The following is a 16,249-nucleotide window of genomic DNA, read 5'->3' as shown; positions in this document are numbered from 1 at the left end:
ATGCCGATTTTTAGCGCGATCCCCTCCCCTCGCCAGGTCCTCGCGGCTACGCGCCGGATGGTGGTTCCGACCACCCGCCCAACGACCCGCGATCGGGTCCCCGGGGATGTCGAATCCGTGGTTGTCGTGGGTGCGGGGCTATCCGGTTTGGCGGCCGCGTGCCGGCTGCAGGCCGCTGGCAAGCAGGTGACGCTGGTTGAGGCGAATCCCGAGGTCGGGGGCCGCTGCCGGACGGAGCAGCTGCGCAGTGACCACGGTGAGTTCTATGCCGATACCGGCGCGACGGTGCTGACGATGCCGGATCTGGTGGATAACCTCCTGCTGCACCTGGGGGTGGATGCCGAGGAGGTCGGCTGGGGTTACCGCAAGTTGCGCCCGGCGTATCACGCGATGTTCGCCAGTGGCCGCGAGCTGAATGTCTACCCGGACGGCGACACGATGGAGCACGAGGTGCGCCGCTTCGCCGCCGGGAAGTACGGCGCCGACAGCGCGGATGTCGACCGGCTTGCACGGGGATACCGCCAGCACCGCCAGTGGATCGGGGGGATCTTCGACGCCTCCTTCGAGTCCTTCATCGGCGCGGATTTCGATTCCCTTCTCGACGCCGTGGCGACCCCTGCCACCGCGAATGACATGGCGGATCTCGTGGAGCTCGGGGCGTTCGGCAGCCTGGGTAAGCGCGCCTCCCGCCACCTGGGGGACGAAGAGCTGGCCCGGGTGTTCAGCTTCCAGGCCCTCTACGCTGGCGTGGCCCCGGCGAAGGCCCGGGCGGTCTATGGGGTAATCTCCCACATGGACACGACCATGGGCGTGTTCTACCCGCGTTTCGGCATGGGGGACGTGCCTGAGGTCCTGGCCCGAGCCTTCCGCCTGGCCGGCGGGGAGCTGCGCTGCAGCACCCGGGTGGAGCGCATCATCCACGATGGTTCGCGCGCCACGGGTATCCGAACAGCCGACGGCGAGCAGCTGGCCGCGGATGCCGTCGTCGCCACCGCGGACCTGCCCGTCGTGGAGGAACTACTGGGCTCCCCGGCACATCTGGCGGGCCGGAAGCCGAATTGGTCCCCCTCCGCGGTCGTGGTGCACGGCACCGTCCCGGTGGACACGACCGCGGCATGGCCGGGTTCAGACGAGGGCGGCTACCACCACAACATCAGCTTCGGTGAGGCGTGGGATGAAACCTTCGCCGAGCTCACTGCCTCGCGCGGTCGAGCGGGACTGATGTCGGACCCGTCTCTGCTGTTGACCCGCCCGGCGGGGACGATCCCCGAGCGGCTGGTCCGCACCGAGGACGGCCGAACGGTCGAGCCGGTGAGCATCCTCGCTCCGGTGCCGAACCTGGACCGGGCGGGCGTAGATTGGGAGGCGATCGCCGAGAACTACGTCCAGGAGCTGCTGGGGGTGTTGGAGGGTCGCGGCTTCACTGGCCTGCGGGAACACCTGTCCGTGGCCCGGATCGATACCCCTCTGTTCTGGCAGCAGCAGGGCCATGGCGGGGGCTCCCCATTCGGGCTGGCCCACACCGTCGCGCAGACCGGCCCCTTTAGGCCACGGAATTATCCGGTGGCGGGCCTGGAGAACGTGATTCTGGCTGGCTCGTCCACCACCCCGGGTGTGGGTGTGCCGACCACGCTGCTTTCCGGCTCTTTGGCGGCACGCAGGATTATTGGCGGAGGTTCCATCCGATGAGCACGCAGTTGCAGGAGTCGCAGGATAAGGCAGCGGCGACCAGCCGACCTTTCACTGAGCACCCCGTCGTCGCCCACCCCTCCGCGTGGCTGCGGGCGCAAAGCATGGGCAGTGCGATCCGCATGGGGCTGATCGGCTCGGTGGTTCTCACGCTGTGTTCCTACACGGTGGGCGCTACCCGCGAACGCGGCGGCATCATGCAAGCCCTCGGCCTGGATTGGCTGACCTTCGGACACATGGCGGGGATCTTCTCCGTCGTGTTGTGGGTGGGCATTGCGCTGCTGGTGCTCAGTTGGGCGATCGTCGGCGGGCTCGTGCTCCGGGGCGGGCGCTCCTTGCCACAGCGCGCGATCGCCGCGTGGGTCGGGCCGATGGTGCTGGCAGCACCGTTGATGAGCCGCGATATTTACTCCTATTTGATGCAGGGGGCGCTGGCGAAGGAAGGGCTGGATGCCTACCGGGTGGGTGCGGCGGCCAACCGGGGCCCCATGCTCTACGAGGTCTCTGCTGACTGGCGCAACACCACCACCCCCTACGGCCCCGGCCACCTGTGGTTGGGCAAGGGGGTCACCACGATCACCGGGGATAACGTCACCGCCGGGATCTTCGTATTCAAGTTTCTGACCCTGGTGGCCTTCGTGGCGCTGATCTGGGTGGTGCGCCGTCTAGCAGCCGAACTCGGCAGCGACCCCGACCTGGCGGTGTGGCTGGGCGTGGCCAATCCCCTAGTGATCGTGCATCTCATCGGCGGGCTGCACACCGAGTCGATGATGATGGCGCTCGTGATGCTCGGCATTCTGGCGGGCCTGCGGCTGCGCCCTGTCGCCGGGCTGCTGCTGGGCAGCGTGCTGATCGCCGCTGGAGTGGCGTTGAAGGCCACCGGCGCGATCGCCTTGCCCTTCCTGATTTGGATCGCCGTGGCCCGCATCGCCGGGCCAGCTCCCCGTGGTTGGTTCAAGGAAACTGCCGCCCGTTTCGTCACGTTGCTGTGGACGGGGGTCAGCTCCGTGGCTGTGGTGGTGGCCGTGATGTTCACCATCACCTGGGCCTCGGGGCAGACGTGGGGTTGGATCGCGGAGATGTCCGGCAACTCGAAGGTGATCAACCCGCTGGCCGCCCCCACGATGTTGGCCAGCACCCTGGAGCCCTTCATCTCCCGCATCAACGACGACATCGGCTTCAATGTCCTGGTCGGCATCTTCCGGCCGATCTCGATGGTCATCATGCTGATCGGTCTGGTCGTGGTGTGGTGGCTCTTCCGTCACGACGTCCGCCGCGCCCTGCTGGGTGCGACCCTGGCCTACACGGTGACCTGCGTGTTCAACTCGGTGGTGCTGCCCTGGTACTACGTCGCCCCGCTGGTGATCGTGGGCGTGTGCATCCGCGACCGCCGGGCGGTCTTCATTGTGGCCTGGTTGAGCGCGGTGCTGTGCTTCATGTTCGACGGCGGTGGCAACAACCGCCTCTACGTTCTGTGGTGGGTCATCGCCATCGGCGTGGTGATGTGGTTCGCGCTGCGCGCCACCCTTGGTTTCGCACCCGGCATGCCCGCAGGGCAGGCCGAGCCGTGGCCGAAGGCCGCTAAATCAGAGCCATCGCCTGCGCCCGGCGGCGGACCTCGCGAGCCAGGTGCCCGTGCAGCGCATCAACCGGCCGACCAGGCAGGGAGTCGTCCTCAGTAAAGAGGTACTCCAGGATCTCCGTGGGCTGGTAGCCGCCGTCGAGAAGGAGGGCCACCACACCGGGGAGGAAGCGGGTAACCTGGCCGTCCTCGTCGAAGAAGCGGGCGGGGAGGTAGCGCACCCCGTCGATCTTGGTGTCGAGGATCTTTTTCTTCTGCACCAAATCCAGGATCTTGCTCTGCCCCACCCCCATGCGCTGGGCGGCCTCGGGGATGCTCAGCAGCTCCTCGCCCGCGGGCAGGCCGCCGGCGGCTTCCTGCAATACGCCGCTGGTCACGCGGCCGCGATCGGAGCGGCTTTTGGCTGCTGGGGTGGCTTCTGGGTGGGAAGACTGCGGATCCGGCTGTGTGGAGTTGCTCATGGCTGCCATTGTATTCGACTGTGACAGGCTAGAATCGTTGACACCTTCAAGGCACACTTGAGCCTTTAGGGCGCTTACTGCGCCCGGCCCGGCACGGTGTGAGTCCGACCTGCCCCTCCCCTGCGTTCGGTGCCCTGCGTACCGCCCAATGGCCTACGTAGCGGGCACATATGGGCAACGGGGAAGAGCGTAAGAAGAACAATAAGCAAGGATTATCGGCAGTAAAAGTGATGGAACCGCAACCCGGCAGCTACCTCGACGACCGCTACCACCTGGGCGCCAAGATCGCCAAGGGCGGAATGTCGACGGTCTACCACGCCGTGGACACTCGCCTGGACCGTGAGGTCGCGGTGAAAATCATGAACCCGGAGCTTGCGACCGATCCAACCTTCCGCACCCGCTTCGAGCGGGAAGCCAGGGCTGTCGCAAAGCTCACGCACCCGGATCTGGTCAACGTCTACGACCAGGGCGAGGATGGCCCGTTCGTCTTCCTCGTCATGGAGCTCGTGGACGGCGGTTCGCTGCGGGAACTGCTCCGGGAGCGTGGCCCGATGCCGCCGCACGCAGCGCTCTCGGTCATGGAGCCGGTGCTCACCGCGCTATCGGTTGCCCACACCACGGGCATGATCCACCGGGACATCAAGCCGGATAACGTGCTGATCAGTGCCCATCACCAGGTCAAGCTCGCAGACTTCGGGCTGGTCCGGGCGGTTGCGACGGGCTCGGGTGAGGCGGCGCGCACCTCCGCCACCGGGCAGGTCATCGGCACCGTCGCCTACCTATCCCCGGAGCAGGTTCAGGGCCAGTCCCTGGGCGCGGCCTCCGATGTCTACTCCGCCGGGGTGCTGCTCTACGAGCTGCTCACCGGCGAGACGCCTTTCAGCGGCGGCAGCCCGGTCGAGACGGCGCTGAGCAGGCTCACCCAGGACGTCCCCGCCCCCTCCGAGATCATCGACGGGGTGCCGCCGGAGATCGACGATCTGGTGCTGCGGGCCTGCCAGCGAGCACCAGAGGATCGCTACACGGACGGTTCCGAGTTCCTCGCCGCGGTCCGCCAGACTGCCGCGGAACTCCAGCTTCCGGCGTTCCGGGTGCCCGTCCCCGCGGATTCCGCCGTGCAGCACGCCCTGGCAGGCTCGAGCTTCACCGACCGTCTCGCCTGGGACGACGAGGCGATGTCCACCCGTGCAGTCACGCTCGACCCCACGGCGGGCTCCCATGAGTCCGGGGACACGGCGGAGACCCGCTACGGGGCTCCGGACCAGGCTCACGAAACCTCGGAAACCGCGCTGGTCGACCCTTACGGGAATTACTCCCAAGAGGCTGACCAGGGCTATAACCAGTGGGCCGAGTCAGCCCAGCCCCAGGGGTATGGGCAGGCGCCGGGCTACGCAGAGCCACAGCACTATCCCGCTGCTCCCGCGGGCTACCCGGCGCCCGAACACCGCCCCGCGCCCCCACCGGCGCCAAAAAAGAAGCTCAGCAACCGCTCCACGGTCAAGGGTCTGCTGTGGACCGCGATCATCACCGCGCTGGTCATCGCGATCGGGCTCGGTGGCTGGTGGCTGACCTCCGGCCGCTACGGCCAGATCCCCTCGGTCATCGGCCTCGACCGGGAAGCGGCGGTCGTCAAGGTGGAGGACGCGGGCTTCGTCTCCCAGGCGGATGAGCAATTCTCCGACGACCACCCGGCGAAGGAAGTGATGGGGACCGATCCCCCTTTTGGTGAGCGAGCACCGAAGGGAAGCCAGGTTTCGGTGCTCGTCAGCCTCGGGGCGCCGACCGTCCCGATCCCTGGTGAAACGGACACGGCGGAGACCTATTCCGCCAAGCTGACGTCCCGCACCCTCGTCGCCGAGATCGGCGAGGAGGTCTACTCCGACGACGCCAAGAAGGGCACCGTCGCCGAGGTCTCCCCCTCTCCCGGCAGCGAGGTCCGCACCGGGTCCACGGTGACCATCCACGTCTCCCGCGGGCCGAAGCCGGTTCGGGTGCCGGGCGTGGAGGGTCAGAAGCTGGACCGGGCGAAGAAGACCCTGGAGTCCGCCGGTTTGAAGGTGGGCAAGACGATCAAGGAGTTCGACCCCGACGCCGACCCGAACACCGTCCTGCGCACCACGCCCTCGAAGGGCACGGAGGTACCGAGCAAGTCCGAGGTCACCATCGTGGTCAACAATGCCACGGAGGTCCCGGACATCACGGGGCTCAGCAAGTCCGAGGCCATCGCCGAGCTGCGCGATGCGGGTCTGGACCCGGTCGATGACGGCGAGGTTTATGACGAGGACGTCTCCGGCGGCGACGTCGCCTCCCAGTCACCGGAGGCGGGCACGGTCGTCGACCCGTCCCGGGACACGCAGGTGAAGTTCAAGGTCTCCAACGCCGAGTCGGTCCCCTTCGTGTTGGGGATGCGGGCGGAGAAGGCCCGTGAGAAGCTGGCGGACGCGGGCTTTGAGGTCGAGATTTCGGGCCCGGAGGACGGCCTGGTGTGGAGCCAGTCGCCGAACACCGGCCGGAAGGCGCAGAAGGGCGATACGGTGCGGATTTCGACCTTCTAGGCGTGGCTGGGGTTGGGCGGTACGCGGGTCTTCCCCACGGGCTGACTCGCTGGCCGACTCCCAGCAGCCACGCTCCCCCTGAATACCCCGCCCACGCGATTGGCCGCACACGAAATAACCCCGGGGAAGGATCATCTCCTTCCGCCGGGGTTCACGTTTTCCGCGCTACCGGTGCTGACCAGCGCTGGCTACAGGGGCAGCAGCCTAGTTGCGGAGCATCTCCGCGACAAGGAACGCCAGCTCCAGGGACTGCTGGGTGTTCATGCGTGGGTCGACAGTCGTGTCGTAGCGCTTCGGCAGGTCCACGTCGGTGATGGACTGGCCGCCGCCGACGACCTCGGTGACGTCGTCACCCGTGAGCTCCACGTGCACGCCGCCCGGGTGGGAGCCGAGTGCGCGGTGGACCTCGAAGAAGCCCTGGACCTCGTCGATGATGCGGTCGAAGTCGCGGGTCTTGTAGCCATTGGAGCTGGTGTAGGTGTTGCCGTGCATCGGGTCGGTCTGCCAGATGACCTTGTGCCCGGTGGCCTCCACGGCCTCCACGATCGGTGGCAGGACGTCGCGGATCTTGTCGTAACCCATGCGGGTGATCAGCGTCAGGCGGCCCGGATCGTTGTGCGGGTCGAGGCGGTGGACGTACTGGACGGCCTCCTCCGGGGTGGTCGTCGGCCCGATCTTCACGCCGACCGGGTTGCCGATCAGGGAGGCGAAGTGGATGTGGGCATCGTCTAGCCCGCGGGTGCGCTCGCCGATCCACACCTGGTGGGCGGAGAGGTTGTAGAGCACGTCCCTGCCCTCCTCGTCGTGGGCCAGGCGCAGCATGCCGCGCTCGTAGTCCAGGACGAGGGCCTCGTGGGAGGCGTAGATGTCTGCGGTGTGCAGGGTGGAGGAGGTCACGCCACAGGCGCTCATGAACTCCAGGCCGCGGTCGATCTCCTGGGCCAGGGCCTCGTAGCGAGCACCCGCCGGGGAGCTGGCGACGAATTCGCGGTTCCACTCGTGCAGCTTGTACAGGTCCGCGGTGCCCGAGCTGGTCAGCGCGCGGATGAGGTTCATGGTCGCCGAGGAGTTCGCGTAGGCGCGCACCATGCGGGACGGGTCGTGGGCGCGGGCTTCCTCGGTGGCCTCGTGGCCGTTGACGAGGTCGCCGCGGTAGTTCAGCAGGCCGTTGGAGTCGCGGTCGGCGGAACGCGGCTTCGCGTACTGGCCGGCGATGCGGGCCATCTTCACCACGGGGGTGGACGCCCCGTAGGTCAGGACGACCGCCATCTGCAGAAGGGTCTTGATGTTGCCGCGGATGTGCGGCTCGGTGTTGGACTCGAAGGTCTCGGCGCAGTCACCGCCCTGCAGCAGGAAGGCCTTGCCCAGGGCGACGTCGGCGAGCTGCTTGCGCAGGCGACGGATCTCCGGGGCGACGACGATCGGCGGGACGGACTCGAGAATCCTCCGGACACGATAAGCATGATCCTTGTCCCAGCTCGGCTGCTGCTTGGCATCACGAGCAAAAACCTGGTCAAATTCCGCTGCGATATCGTTCGGCAGCGGTGGGAGGTCGGGCATCTCATCGATGGGGAGGTCAATAGTCCAAGACATGCCTGAAACTATACCCGAAATTGCCCTTGTGCTGCGCATTAAGTGCGCTTACTCAGCGCAGCCATGCTCAGCCGGTACTTCACGGCGTTGAAGCGGGCGTCCACCAGCGCATCGTGGGCCTTGGACGGGGCCTCCGGGAGCTGCGGTTTGCCGGCCATCTCCCATAGCTGGCGCAGCTCGCGGGTGAAGTGTGGGATCTCGCGGGGCAGCTTGGTCATATCCCCCCACAGCTGCGCGAGCGCCACGTGGTCGTATGCCCCCAGCCAGGCCCACAGTTCGGGCCAGTCGCGGCGGGTCGTGCCGGGCGGCAGGAGGAAGTCGTAGAGCTGGTCGCGCATCTGCGCGCGGCTCATCCAGGCCGCGTGGGAGCGCGGAGGCAGCAGCGGCAGCACGTTGCGCTTGACCCAGGGGCCGGCCGCCCCCGCGTCGAATTCCGTGGAGATCGCGTAGAATTCGCGACCGTCCTCCGCGACAACACCGATGGAGATCAGGTCGATGGTGCGACCGTTTTCGATGAACTCGGTGTCATAAAAATAGCGCACTGCTACTGCTTTCTAGCTTCGCGTCTGGGTGGAGCTTGCGCACTGCTGGCGCTGCGTGGGGCGTTGTACCGCCGTCGAGTGTAGCCGGACTGCGCCCGCGCGGGGCAAAGCCGGCGGATAAAGGATCCACTTGAGCACGGGCACCTTGCCGACGTTGTAGAACAGGGTCCCGGCGAACAGGCACGCAGCAAAGCCGATGAGCATGAGCGGGTAGGTCTCGGCGAGGAACCCGAAGCGCTCCGGGTCACTATCGGCCAGGCCGCGGGCGCCGACGTCCATGAAAAGCCACATCATCGCGTGGTGGCTGACGTAGATCGGCAGCGTGTTTGCACCGACGAAGGTCAGGAAGCGGTTGACCAGCGGGGTGTTGCTCAGCCACACGGCCAGCACCACGCCGAACGGCACGGCGGTGAAGGTGCGGATGAGTGCGAGGAGGGCGTTCTGGCTGGAGATGACGATGTCCCAACCTTCGAAGACCACCGCCTCCATGTAGCGGTACACGAACTCCCAGGCCACAAAGATCCCGAAGGTGCCGAGGATGACCGCCGCGTTGCCGGCCTTATTGGCCAGGGCAAAGAACCACGTGCGGAAGTGCAGACCCGCAAAGAAGATCGGCATGTAGATGAAGGCCTGGCGGAAGCTCTGGGTCTGCACCCAGCCGGTCATCATGCCTGCACAGATGGGAACGAAAGACAGCGCCAGGGCCACGACGGCGGGCTGGCTACGCAGCAACCACGCGACAATGTTGTAAACCATCAGCGTGTAGAGGAACCACAGCCCAGGATCGCCGAACAGTATCGCCTGGATCAGGTGCGACAGGTCGGCATTGCCCGCCATATAGAGGCGGATCAGCGCCTGGAAGGGGGTGAAGACCAGATAGGGAACGAGCAGAAACCACAGGCGGCGGTACCACAGGTCCCCCAGCGTGCGTTCCAGCACGCGGTGGGCGAAGAGCCCGGAGACGAGGAAGAACAGCGGCATGCGCAGCGGGTCGAGGAAGGAGGACAGCATCCCCAGCGGCGTGCTGGTGCCGTCCGGAACCGCCGTGACGATGTGCATCAGGCACACGCCGATGATCGACAGGCCCTTCGCGGTATCCGCCCACTCGACGCGGTTCGCCTTGCGGGGCGTCAAGGCCGGCGCCGACGCACTGCTCGCCGCGGTCGCGTCCGCGGTCTGCTCACTGCTCGTCTTGATGTTTGCTCCTCTATGCCCATGGGGCTCTGCCCTGCCCCGGTGTGTCTCCATGGCCGGCAAGCCCCTGTTCGAAGCGCGACTTCTTAACGTTTTTTAAGAGTACACCACGCCCTCGCCGGGAGCGGAACCCTCCGGGTAGCCCTGACCTGCAGCGAGGGAGTTTTTCACCTCCGCGGCGTAGAAATCCTTCACGTACTCCTGGCCGCTGAGCTTGGCGAGCTCCTCCATCACACGGTCAGTCAGCGCACGGGCCTGCTGATAGTCATCCCCAGCGTCCTTGAAATCGGCCGGGTCGATCGGATCGCCCACGATCACGCCGCAGCGGTAGGGCCGCGGGATCCAGGAGCCGATCGGGTTGACCTTATTCGTGTTGATCATCGCCACTGGGTAGACCTTCACGCCGGACTCCAGCGCGATGCGGGCCATGCCGGTCTTGCCGCGGTAGAGGCGGCCATCCGGCGAGCGGGTGCCCTCCGGGTACATGCCCAGCGCGTCCCCCTTCTCCAACACCCGCAGCGCGGTCTGCAGAGCGGCCTCCTGGGAGCCCTTGTCGGCGCGGTCGATCGGAACCTGCCCCACCGAGGAGAAGAACCAGCGCTGGATCGCGCCGACCACCCCTGGGGTGGTGAAGTATTCCTTCTTCGCCAGGAAGGTCAGCTGGCGCTTGTTCACCAGCGGGAAGTAGAAGGAGTCCATCACAGCGAGGTGGTTGGAGGCGAAGATCACCGGCCCGTCCGCTGGGGGCTTATCCAGCCCGCGGGTGAATGGCCGGTTGTAGATCCACAGCCACGGACCGATGAAGACGTGCTTCAACCACCAGTAAGTCCGGTTCCGCATTGGAAAAGTCTTGCCTTCCTAGAGTTCGCCTCGAGCATCGATGCCCCGATCGTGATTGGCTGCACGCCGCGAGCTGGGGCTGGCCCGGAGCTATAAGTTCTTTAATCCAGCGCCTGCGCTGCGAGTAGAGCCACGCCAATCATACCGGCGTCCCCACCCAGTTCCGCAGGAACGACGCGGGCTAGGGGCCGGCGACCTTGGCCGACGATGTTTTTCGCCATCTCTGCCCGGGCAGTGTCCAAGAAGAGGTCAGCGTCGGCGCTCACTCCCCCGCCGAGGACGATGAGCTCTGGGTCCAGGATGTCCTGCACCATCGCCAGGCCACGGCCAAGCCACTCCCCGGCGTCCCGGAGGATCTCGAGGCCGAGCTTGTCCCCATCGCGGGCAGCCTTGACGATGTGGCGGCCGGAGATCTCCTCCGGTTGCCGGTGGAAGCGGGTGAAGAGCACGGATTCCGGGTAGGCCCGCTCCGCGATGCGGTCATGGGCGGCCAGCTGCAGCGCGGAGCCGGAGCAGTAGCGCTCCAGGCAGCCTCGCTTGCCGCAGGGGCAGGTCCGCCCGCCGGGCACCACCGTGATGTGGCCGAACTCGGGCGCGGTGCCGAAGGAGCCCCGGTACAGCTCGCCATTGTGCATGAGCGCGCCGCCCACCCCGGTTCCGATGGCGAACAGCGTCCACGTGCCGACCCCCTGTGCCGCGCCACGGTGATGCTCCCCGATGGCGGCGGCGTTCGCGTCGTGTTCCACGACGATGGGCAGCTTGATGCGGTTTTCGAGTCGGGCGACGACGTCGACGTCCTCCCAGGGCAGGTGGGGCGCGAAACGGACGGTGCGCAGGTCTGGGGCCAGGAAGCCTGCGATCGCGAGGCCGACCGCGGCGACCTGCGGGTGGCGGGCGCGCAGCGTGTCGACGACGCGGACGATGGTGTCTTCCAGCGCCGGGGCTTCGGATGGGGTGGGGAGTTTCTCGAGGTCGACGATCGTGCCGTCGGCGTCGATAACCGCCGCGCGGAGGTTCGTGCCCCCGATGTCCATACCGATCGTCAGCTGTGGGTGTTCAGCTGGTGCTTCCTGGTTGTGCACCGGCAACCTTTCTCGATTCAGGCGTGGAAATACCGGTGCTCGCAGCACCGGTATTCGCCGTGGTTCTCGCCCCTCGGTTGAGATTGCCGCAGTTGTGCCCCGCGGCTGGCGAGTTGAGGTCTTTATAGAACTTACTTCTTATTGACCGGGGAATTCCAACTGTGGCGGGGTGGCGTGCGCCGCCGTGGCTGCTGGTCGCCCCGCAGGACGTACTCCAGTTGTTGGGCGAGAACGCGCCAGTCCCAGGCCTCCGCGACGCGCCTTTGCCCAGCTGCCGCCAGGTCTGCGGCGTGTTCCGGGTTTTTGAGGAGGCTGCTGAGGCAGGTGGCGACGGCGACGGCGTCACGCCCGTCCACGATCTCGCCGGTGACCCCATCGATGACAGTTTCGGGTGCTCCCCCGCCGTTGCCGGCCACGGTGGCCCTCCCTGCGGCTTGCGCTTCAAGGAAGACGATGCCCAGTCCCTCGACGGAGAGCCCACCGCCCTGGGTGCGCACGGGCAGGGCGAAGACATCCCCGAGGCTGTAGTAGCCGGCGAGGTCTTCTGGTTGCACCGGCCCGGTGAAGGTCACGTGCTGGGCGACGCGGAGTTCCTCGGTACGCCGTTGGAGTTTCTCCGCGTAATCACCGGGGCCGACGATCACGAGGTGGGCGTCCGGAACTTCTCGCAGGACCTGCGGCATCGCCGCCACGAGGGTGTCCTGCCCTTTCCGGGGGACCACCCGGCTGACCGCGACGATGACCTTCTTATCCTCAACGCCCACGCGGTGGCGGAGGCGTTGCCGGACCTGCTCATCGGGGGTGAAGCTTGCGGCGTCCACCCCGCCGGGCATGGGTTCCCACGCCACATCGGGGCCGAAGACCCCGGTGATGCGCCCGCGCACGTAGCGGGAGACGAAGGTGAGCGTGTCCACGTTCCGGCCGATATAGCGGAGCACCGCCCGGGTGCCGGGGAACATGGACCAGCCGACCTCGTGGCCGTGGGTGGAGGCCACCACCCGCGTTGCCCCGGCGGCCCGGGCGCTGGGCGCCATCGCAGCGAGCGGGGCTGCTGCACCGAACCACACGGTATCGATGCGGTATTCGCGGATGAGCTGCCGCATGCGGCGGGCGACCCGCGGGGTGGGCAGCATGATCTTCCGGGACCACCGCACGACGCGGTAGTCGACGGCCGCGTCGAACTCGGCGGCCGCGTCGGCGTCCTGGGTGGAGGCGAAGACCACGATGTTCTCCGCGGGGATCCCGGCGTGGGTGACCAGCGCGTTTAGGTAGTCGCGAATATAGGTCTGGATGCCCCCGAGGGTCGGTGGGAAGTCGTTGGTGACGACGAGGACCCGCGGGGCTGGGACGCCGTTGTTCTGCTGCTCCGGCACGCCGGGTGGGACCTACTAGTAGCGGACGGCGCCGACGATCGGCATGGAATCGACCGGAACAACCTGAACCGGGATGCCGTAGTCGGAGGCGTGGACGAGCTGGCCGTCGCCGATGTACATGCCCACGTGGGTCGCACCTGGGTAGTAGGCGACGATATCACCCGGCTGGAGGTCGGAGGTGCTCACGCTCTGGCCGCCGGAGAGCTGGGCCTGGGAGGTGCGCGGGATGGACTTGCCGATCTGCTGGTAGGCCCAGAGCATCAGGCCGGAGCAGTCGAAGGCGTCCGGACCGGTGGCTCCCCAGCTGTACGGGGCGCCGAGCTTGCTCATCGCCGCGGCGACGGCGCCGGCGTAGTTGCCCTTCGCGGCACCGCCGGCGGACTTCTTCAGCTTGCCGAGGAACTCGTCGACGTCGACGTCGATGGGGCCGTTGCGGTCGACCCAGCGGCGGCGGTCCTCCGGGGAGAAGCCATCAACGATGGTCTTGACCTCGGCCTTGAGCCGGTCCAGGTCCTCGGTGCGCTCGTTGAGCTTCTTCTCCTGGTAGCGCAGCTCGTTGAGACGGTGGTCGGCCTGGGCCTTGGTGCGCAGTGCCTTGGAGCGGGCGGCGTGGGCGTCCTGCTGGTCCTGGGTGACCGCGTCCATACGGGACTGCGCGTCGCGGGTCAGGGCGGTGAGGTAGGCAGAGCGGTCCATGGCTGCGGCCGGGCCGGATGCTCCGGCGATCGCGGAGACCGGGTCGACGCTGGCGCCACGGTAGGCGGAGCGGGACATCTCAGAGACGGAGGTGCGGGACGCGTCGACCTTCTTCTGGGTCTTGTCAAGCTGGGCCTTGGCGGCGCGGACGTCGCGGTCGGCCTTGTCTAGGGCCTCGTTCTGCTTGGCGATGCGACCCTTGGTGGATTCCACGAGATCGCTGGTGACCGCCGCGGTGCGGGAGATCTTCTCGAGGCGCTTGATCAGACCGTCGACGTCCTTCGGCGCGGGGCTCTTGAGCAAACTGTCGACATCAGCCTGGGTGGCGTCGAACTCGCTCAGCTTTTTCTTGTCCTTCTTGGTGTCCGCCTGGTTGACCCCGTTGTCTCGGGTCGACGCGGCGGGGTCCGCCTGCGCGATTGGCGTGGTCGGCAGGATCGTTGCGGCGGTGAGTACAGCAGCGCAAACACTAGTCCCGAGGGTGATTTTCTGCTTAGACAAGATTTTTTCCAAACCTTTGCTTCGAGGAGCCACAGTGTGGGAGCGGATGTGAGGGCCGTTGACGGGGTTGTCACGGCCATGAGCCGGGCGATCAGGGGTGTGATTCAAGCCGTGGTGACCTGGAATGAAACCCGCGACGGTGGACCGCTACCCGGCGTAACAACCAACTTGTGATTATGCCACAGTTGGCTCGCAATGAGTAGCCATTTCGGAGGGCTGAGCTGCAGCGCAGTAACGCCACACCTCGTTTGTCACAAGAGTTAACTGAAGGAAACAAGAAACCCGCCGGAGGCCGCATTCTGGGCCACTCCGGCGGTCGATCTGCGCGCTGGAAGGTTTAGAAGCGCACTGCGTTGTTGACCGGCATGTAGTTGAGGTCGTTGACCTGAACCGGGGTGCCGGAGTTGACGGCGTGGACGACCTTGCCGTTGCCGATGTAGATAGCCACGTGGGATGCGCCACCGTAGTAGGAGACGATGTCACCCGGGCGCAGATCCTTGATAGCGACCGGCTTGCCACCGCCGGCCTGGGACTGGGAGGTGCGCGGGATGTTCTTGCCGACCTGCTTGTAGGCCCAGCTTGTCAGGCCGGAGCAGTCGAAAGCGTTCGGGCCAGCAGCGCCCCAGGCGTACGGAGCGCCGACCTTGCTCATGGCGTGGTCAGCAATCTTCTGGCCGATGCTGACGTGAGAAGCCTTAGCGGGGGCTGCCTTCTTCGCGACGTTGGTCGGAACCTGAGCCTGCTTGACGAGGCCTGCGTTCACTGCCTGGCGGTGAGCGTTATCGATGTGCGGCTGCACCTGCTTGGCGATGTGGTCCGGCGCCTCGACAGAGAAGTCGGTGTCCGGGACGGTGACCGGCGCGGCGGTAGCGGTGGCCGGGGCCAGGGCTGCGAGGCCTGCGCCTGCTGCTGCGAATGCGACTGCGTTGCGGACGGTGTTGCCCTGCTTACGGTGCTTACCCATAGAAATTCTCGCCTTTCACTACTCCCTTGAGGGGAGCTCTTATTCGGTTTCTTTTCTCCGGATGTTTGCCGGCGGGGCTGTTGCCCTCTGCTTTAAGATCACGGAAAGATTACGAAACGATCACGAGTCCTGTCCACCGAAACGGCCACAATTGTGAAAATTCTTCTGATTTCATGCCAATCGCGGCCGTGGACCTGGGAACTTCACTCCGCGAACACGTAAAAGTTACCAAACCGTAATAAGCCCGCTACCTGCGTTCTTGCATTTGCACTACCGCCCGACCGCCAGCGCCAGCACCGCAGGCATGGCGGCGAAATCCCAGTAATGTGATCTTGCTCACACCCCTCCGGATCGCCTGCTTTGTGGCGCTGGAAACACGGTTTGGAGGGAAGAAAATTGGACATCGAACACCTGCAACTGACGCAAAGAAGGGGCTTGTCCGGGAACGCGCCTAGACTCCTTAGCTATGAGCACTCCCCCGGCCAATACCGAACCCGGCGGCAATCGTGACGATGGCTCGTCGGTGAACCCGCGCCCACGCCTTGAGGCAGCGTTGGCAGCAGCGTTGGAACGCTGTGCGGTGGTGGACCTGGAAACCACCGGGCTGGAGCCTGGCACAGATAGGGTCATCGAGATCGCTGTCCTGGCCGTAGAGCATGGAAGCATTGTCGGGAGGTTCCACTGCCTCCTCAACCCCGAGTGCAGCATTCCTGCGGAGTCAAGCAACATCAACGGGCTTAGAGACGATGATGTCGCCAACTCACCCACTTTTGCCGAGGTCGCTCAGGACCTCCTACCCCACCTAGTGAATAGGACGGTCGTGGGACACAACGTGAAGTTCGACGTCGGCTTCCTCGCGGCGGAATACGCTCGCCTGGGGCACACGGATGCGGCACGGGCTTTGCAAGACCAGTGCCTCCCGCAGGCGTTGTGCACGGCGGCGACCGCTCGAGAGCTCATCCCCCGGGCGGCAGTGGGGCGATATACGTTGGCGAACCTCGCGGCGCACTGTGGGTTGCCCTCCTCCCCTGCCCATCGGGCGAAGCAGGACGCAGCCACGACCTTCGACCTCACCCATCGGCTCTACACAATCGCACAAGAGCCCCCACAGCGTTAGTGGGCGTTCACCGCACCCCCTCTTGTGCTTCGGCAGCCGTGCCGGCCTCAGGCCGACCCC

Annotated in this window: 13 protein-coding genes; 4 read left to right on the top strand and 9 right to left on the bottom strand. The window is 66.3% G+C overall.

The window, feature by feature from the left end; all coding sequences use genetic code 11:
- Both crtI and Q1V78_RS06770 read left to right on the top strand, forming a co-directional pair.
- Positions 1–1,689 (top strand): phytoene desaturase family protein, encoded by a 1,689-nt coding sequence (crtI, locus tag Q1V78_RS06775; RefSeq protein WP_300612954.1) that lies wholly within the window; start codon positions 1–3, stop codon positions 1,687–1,689.
- On the top strand, positions 1,686–3,371 hold the full coding sequence (locus Q1V78_RS06770) for an alpha-(1->6)-mannopyranosyltransferase A (RefSeq protein ID WP_300612952.1): 1,686 nt from the start codon (positions 1,686–1,688) through the stop codon (positions 3,369–3,371). The genes crtI and Q1V78_RS06770 overlap by 4 nt, the downstream gene beginning before the upstream one ends.
- Here Q1V78_RS06770 and Q1V78_RS06765 read toward each other — a convergent pair.
- Positions 3,271–3,732, bottom strand: coding sequence for an Rv2175c family DNA-binding protein (locus Q1V78_RS06765; RefSeq protein ID WP_231837618.1), 462 nt, complete (start codon positions 3,730–3,732; stop codon positions 3,271–3,273). The genes Q1V78_RS06770 and Q1V78_RS06765 overlap by 101 nt on opposite strands.
- 230 nt (positions 3,733–3,962) lie before the next feature.
- Here Q1V78_RS06765 and pknB point away from each other — a divergent pair, with 230 nt between their 5' ends.
- A complete protein-coding gene (pknB, locus tag Q1V78_RS06760; protein ID WP_300612980.1) occupies positions 3,963–6,287 on the top strand; it encodes a Stk1 family PASTA domain-containing Ser/Thr kinase in 2,325 nt (774 codons plus the stop codon).
- A 204-nt stretch (positions 6,288–6,491) separates the two neighbouring features.
- Here pknB and Q1V78_RS06755 read toward each other — a convergent pair whose 3' ends face one another.
- The 8 genes from Q1V78_RS06755 to Q1V78_RS06720 form a co-directional block, all read right to left on the bottom strand.
- The gene (locus tag Q1V78_RS06755; protein ID WP_300612948.1) at positions 6,492–7,880 is read right to left on the bottom strand and encodes a class II 3-deoxy-7-phosphoheptulonate synthase; all 1,389 of its coding nucleotides are present in this window, start codon (positions 7,878–7,880) and stop codon (positions 6,492–6,494) included.
- A 38-nt stretch (positions 7,881–7,918) separates the two neighbouring features.
- Complete coding sequence (locus tag Q1V78_RS06750; RefSeq protein WP_300612946.1) at positions 7,919–8,422, bottom strand: polyadenylate-specific 3'-exoribonuclease AS; 504 nt, start codon at positions 8,420–8,422, stop codon at positions 7,919–7,921.
- Positions 8,423–8,434: 12 nt separating this feature from the next.
- On the bottom strand, positions 8,435–9,670 hold the full coding sequence (locus Q1V78_RS06745; protein WP_300612944.1) for an acyltransferase family protein: 1,236 nt from the start codon (positions 9,668–9,670) through the stop codon (positions 8,435–8,437).
- Positions 9,671–9,712: 42 nt separating this feature from the next.
- A complete protein-coding gene (locus tag Q1V78_RS06740; RefSeq protein ID WP_300612942.1) occupies positions 9,713–10,456 on the bottom strand; it encodes a 1-acyl-sn-glycerol-3-phosphate acyltransferase in 744 nt (247 codons plus the stop codon).
- Positions 10,457–10,557: 101 nt separating this feature from the next.
- Positions 10,558–11,538 (bottom strand): ROK family protein, encoded by a 981-nt coding sequence (locus Q1V78_RS06735; RefSeq protein ID WP_300612940.1) that lies wholly within the window; start codon positions 11,536–11,538, stop codon positions 10,558–10,560.
- Positions 11,539–11,669: 131 nt separating this feature from the next.
- Positions 11,670–12,911, bottom strand: a complete 1,242-nt coding sequence (locus Q1V78_RS06730) for a glycosyltransferase family 4 protein (RefSeq protein WP_300612938.1) — start codon at positions 12,909–12,911, stop codon at positions 11,670–11,672.
- Between the two features lie 15 nt (positions 12,912–12,926).
- Positions 12,927–14,108, bottom strand: a complete 1,182-nt coding sequence (locus Q1V78_RS06725; RefSeq protein ID WP_300612936.1) for an NlpC/P60 family protein — start codon at positions 14,106–14,108, stop codon at positions 12,927–12,929.
- 337 nt (positions 14,109–14,445) lie between these two features.
- On the bottom strand, positions 14,446–15,072 hold the full coding sequence (locus Q1V78_RS06720) for a C40 family peptidase (RefSeq protein WP_300612934.1): 627 nt from the start codon (positions 15,070–15,072) through the stop codon (positions 14,446–14,448).
- 466 nt (positions 15,073–15,538) lie between these two features.
- Here Q1V78_RS06720 and Q1V78_RS06715 point away from each other — a divergent pair, with 466 nt between their 5' ends.
- Positions 15,539–16,189 carry a PolC-type DNA polymerase III gene (locus tag Q1V78_RS06715; RefSeq protein ID WP_300612932.1) on the top strand — a complete coding sequence of 217 codons (651 nt, stop codon included), beginning with the start codon at positions 15,539–15,541 and terminating at the stop codon, positions 16,187–16,189.
- The last annotated feature ends 60 nt before the right edge of the window (positions 16,190–16,249 follow it).

It is taken from the genome of Corynebacterium sp. (genome assembly GCF_030152825.1).
Classification (GTDB): domain Bacteria; phylum Actinomycetota; class Actinomycetes; order Mycobacteriales; family Mycobacteriaceae; genus Corynebacterium.
The sequence above is the reverse complement of the archived record's forward strand: the minus strand, read 5'-3'. Positions and strand labels throughout refer to the sequence as shown.

Excerpts from the sequence above, each read along its gene's own strand:
- Q1V78_RS06755 (WP_300612948.1), bottom strand. The coding sequence starts at position 7,880 with ATGTCTTGGACTATTGACCTCCCCATCGATGAGATGCCCGACCTCCCA.
- crtI (WP_300612954.1), top strand. The coding sequence starts at position 1 with ATGCCGATTTTTAGCGCGATCCCCTCCCCTCGCCAGGTCCTCGCGGCT.
- Q1V78_RS06745 (WP_300612944.1), bottom strand. The coding sequence starts at position 9,670 with ATGGAGACACACCGGGGCAGGGCAGAGCCCCATGGGCATAGAGGAGCA.
- pknB (WP_300612980.1), top strand. The coding sequence starts at position 3,963 with ATGGAACCGCAACCCGGCAGCTACCTCGACGACCGCTACCACCTGGGC.
- Q1V78_RS06740 (WP_300612942.1), bottom strand. The coding sequence starts at position 10,456 with ATGCGGAACCGGACTTACTGGTGGTTGAAGCACGTCTTCATCGGTCCG.
- Q1V78_RS06770 (WP_300612952.1), top strand. The coding sequence starts at position 1,686 with ATGAGCACGCAGTTGCAGGAGTCGCAGGATAAGGCAGCGGCGACCAGC.
- Q1V78_RS06720 (WP_300612934.1), bottom strand. The coding sequence starts at position 15,072 with ATGGGTAAGCACCGTAAGCAGGGCAACACCGTCCGCAACGCAGTCGCA.
- Q1V78_RS06715 (WP_300612932.1), top strand. The coding sequence starts at position 15,539 with ATGAGCACTCCCCCGGCCAATACCGAACCCGGCGGCAATCGTGACGAT.
- Q1V78_RS06765 (WP_231837618.1), bottom strand. The coding sequence starts at position 3,732 with ATGAGCAACTCCACACAGCCGGATCCGCAGTCTTCCCACCCAGAAGCC.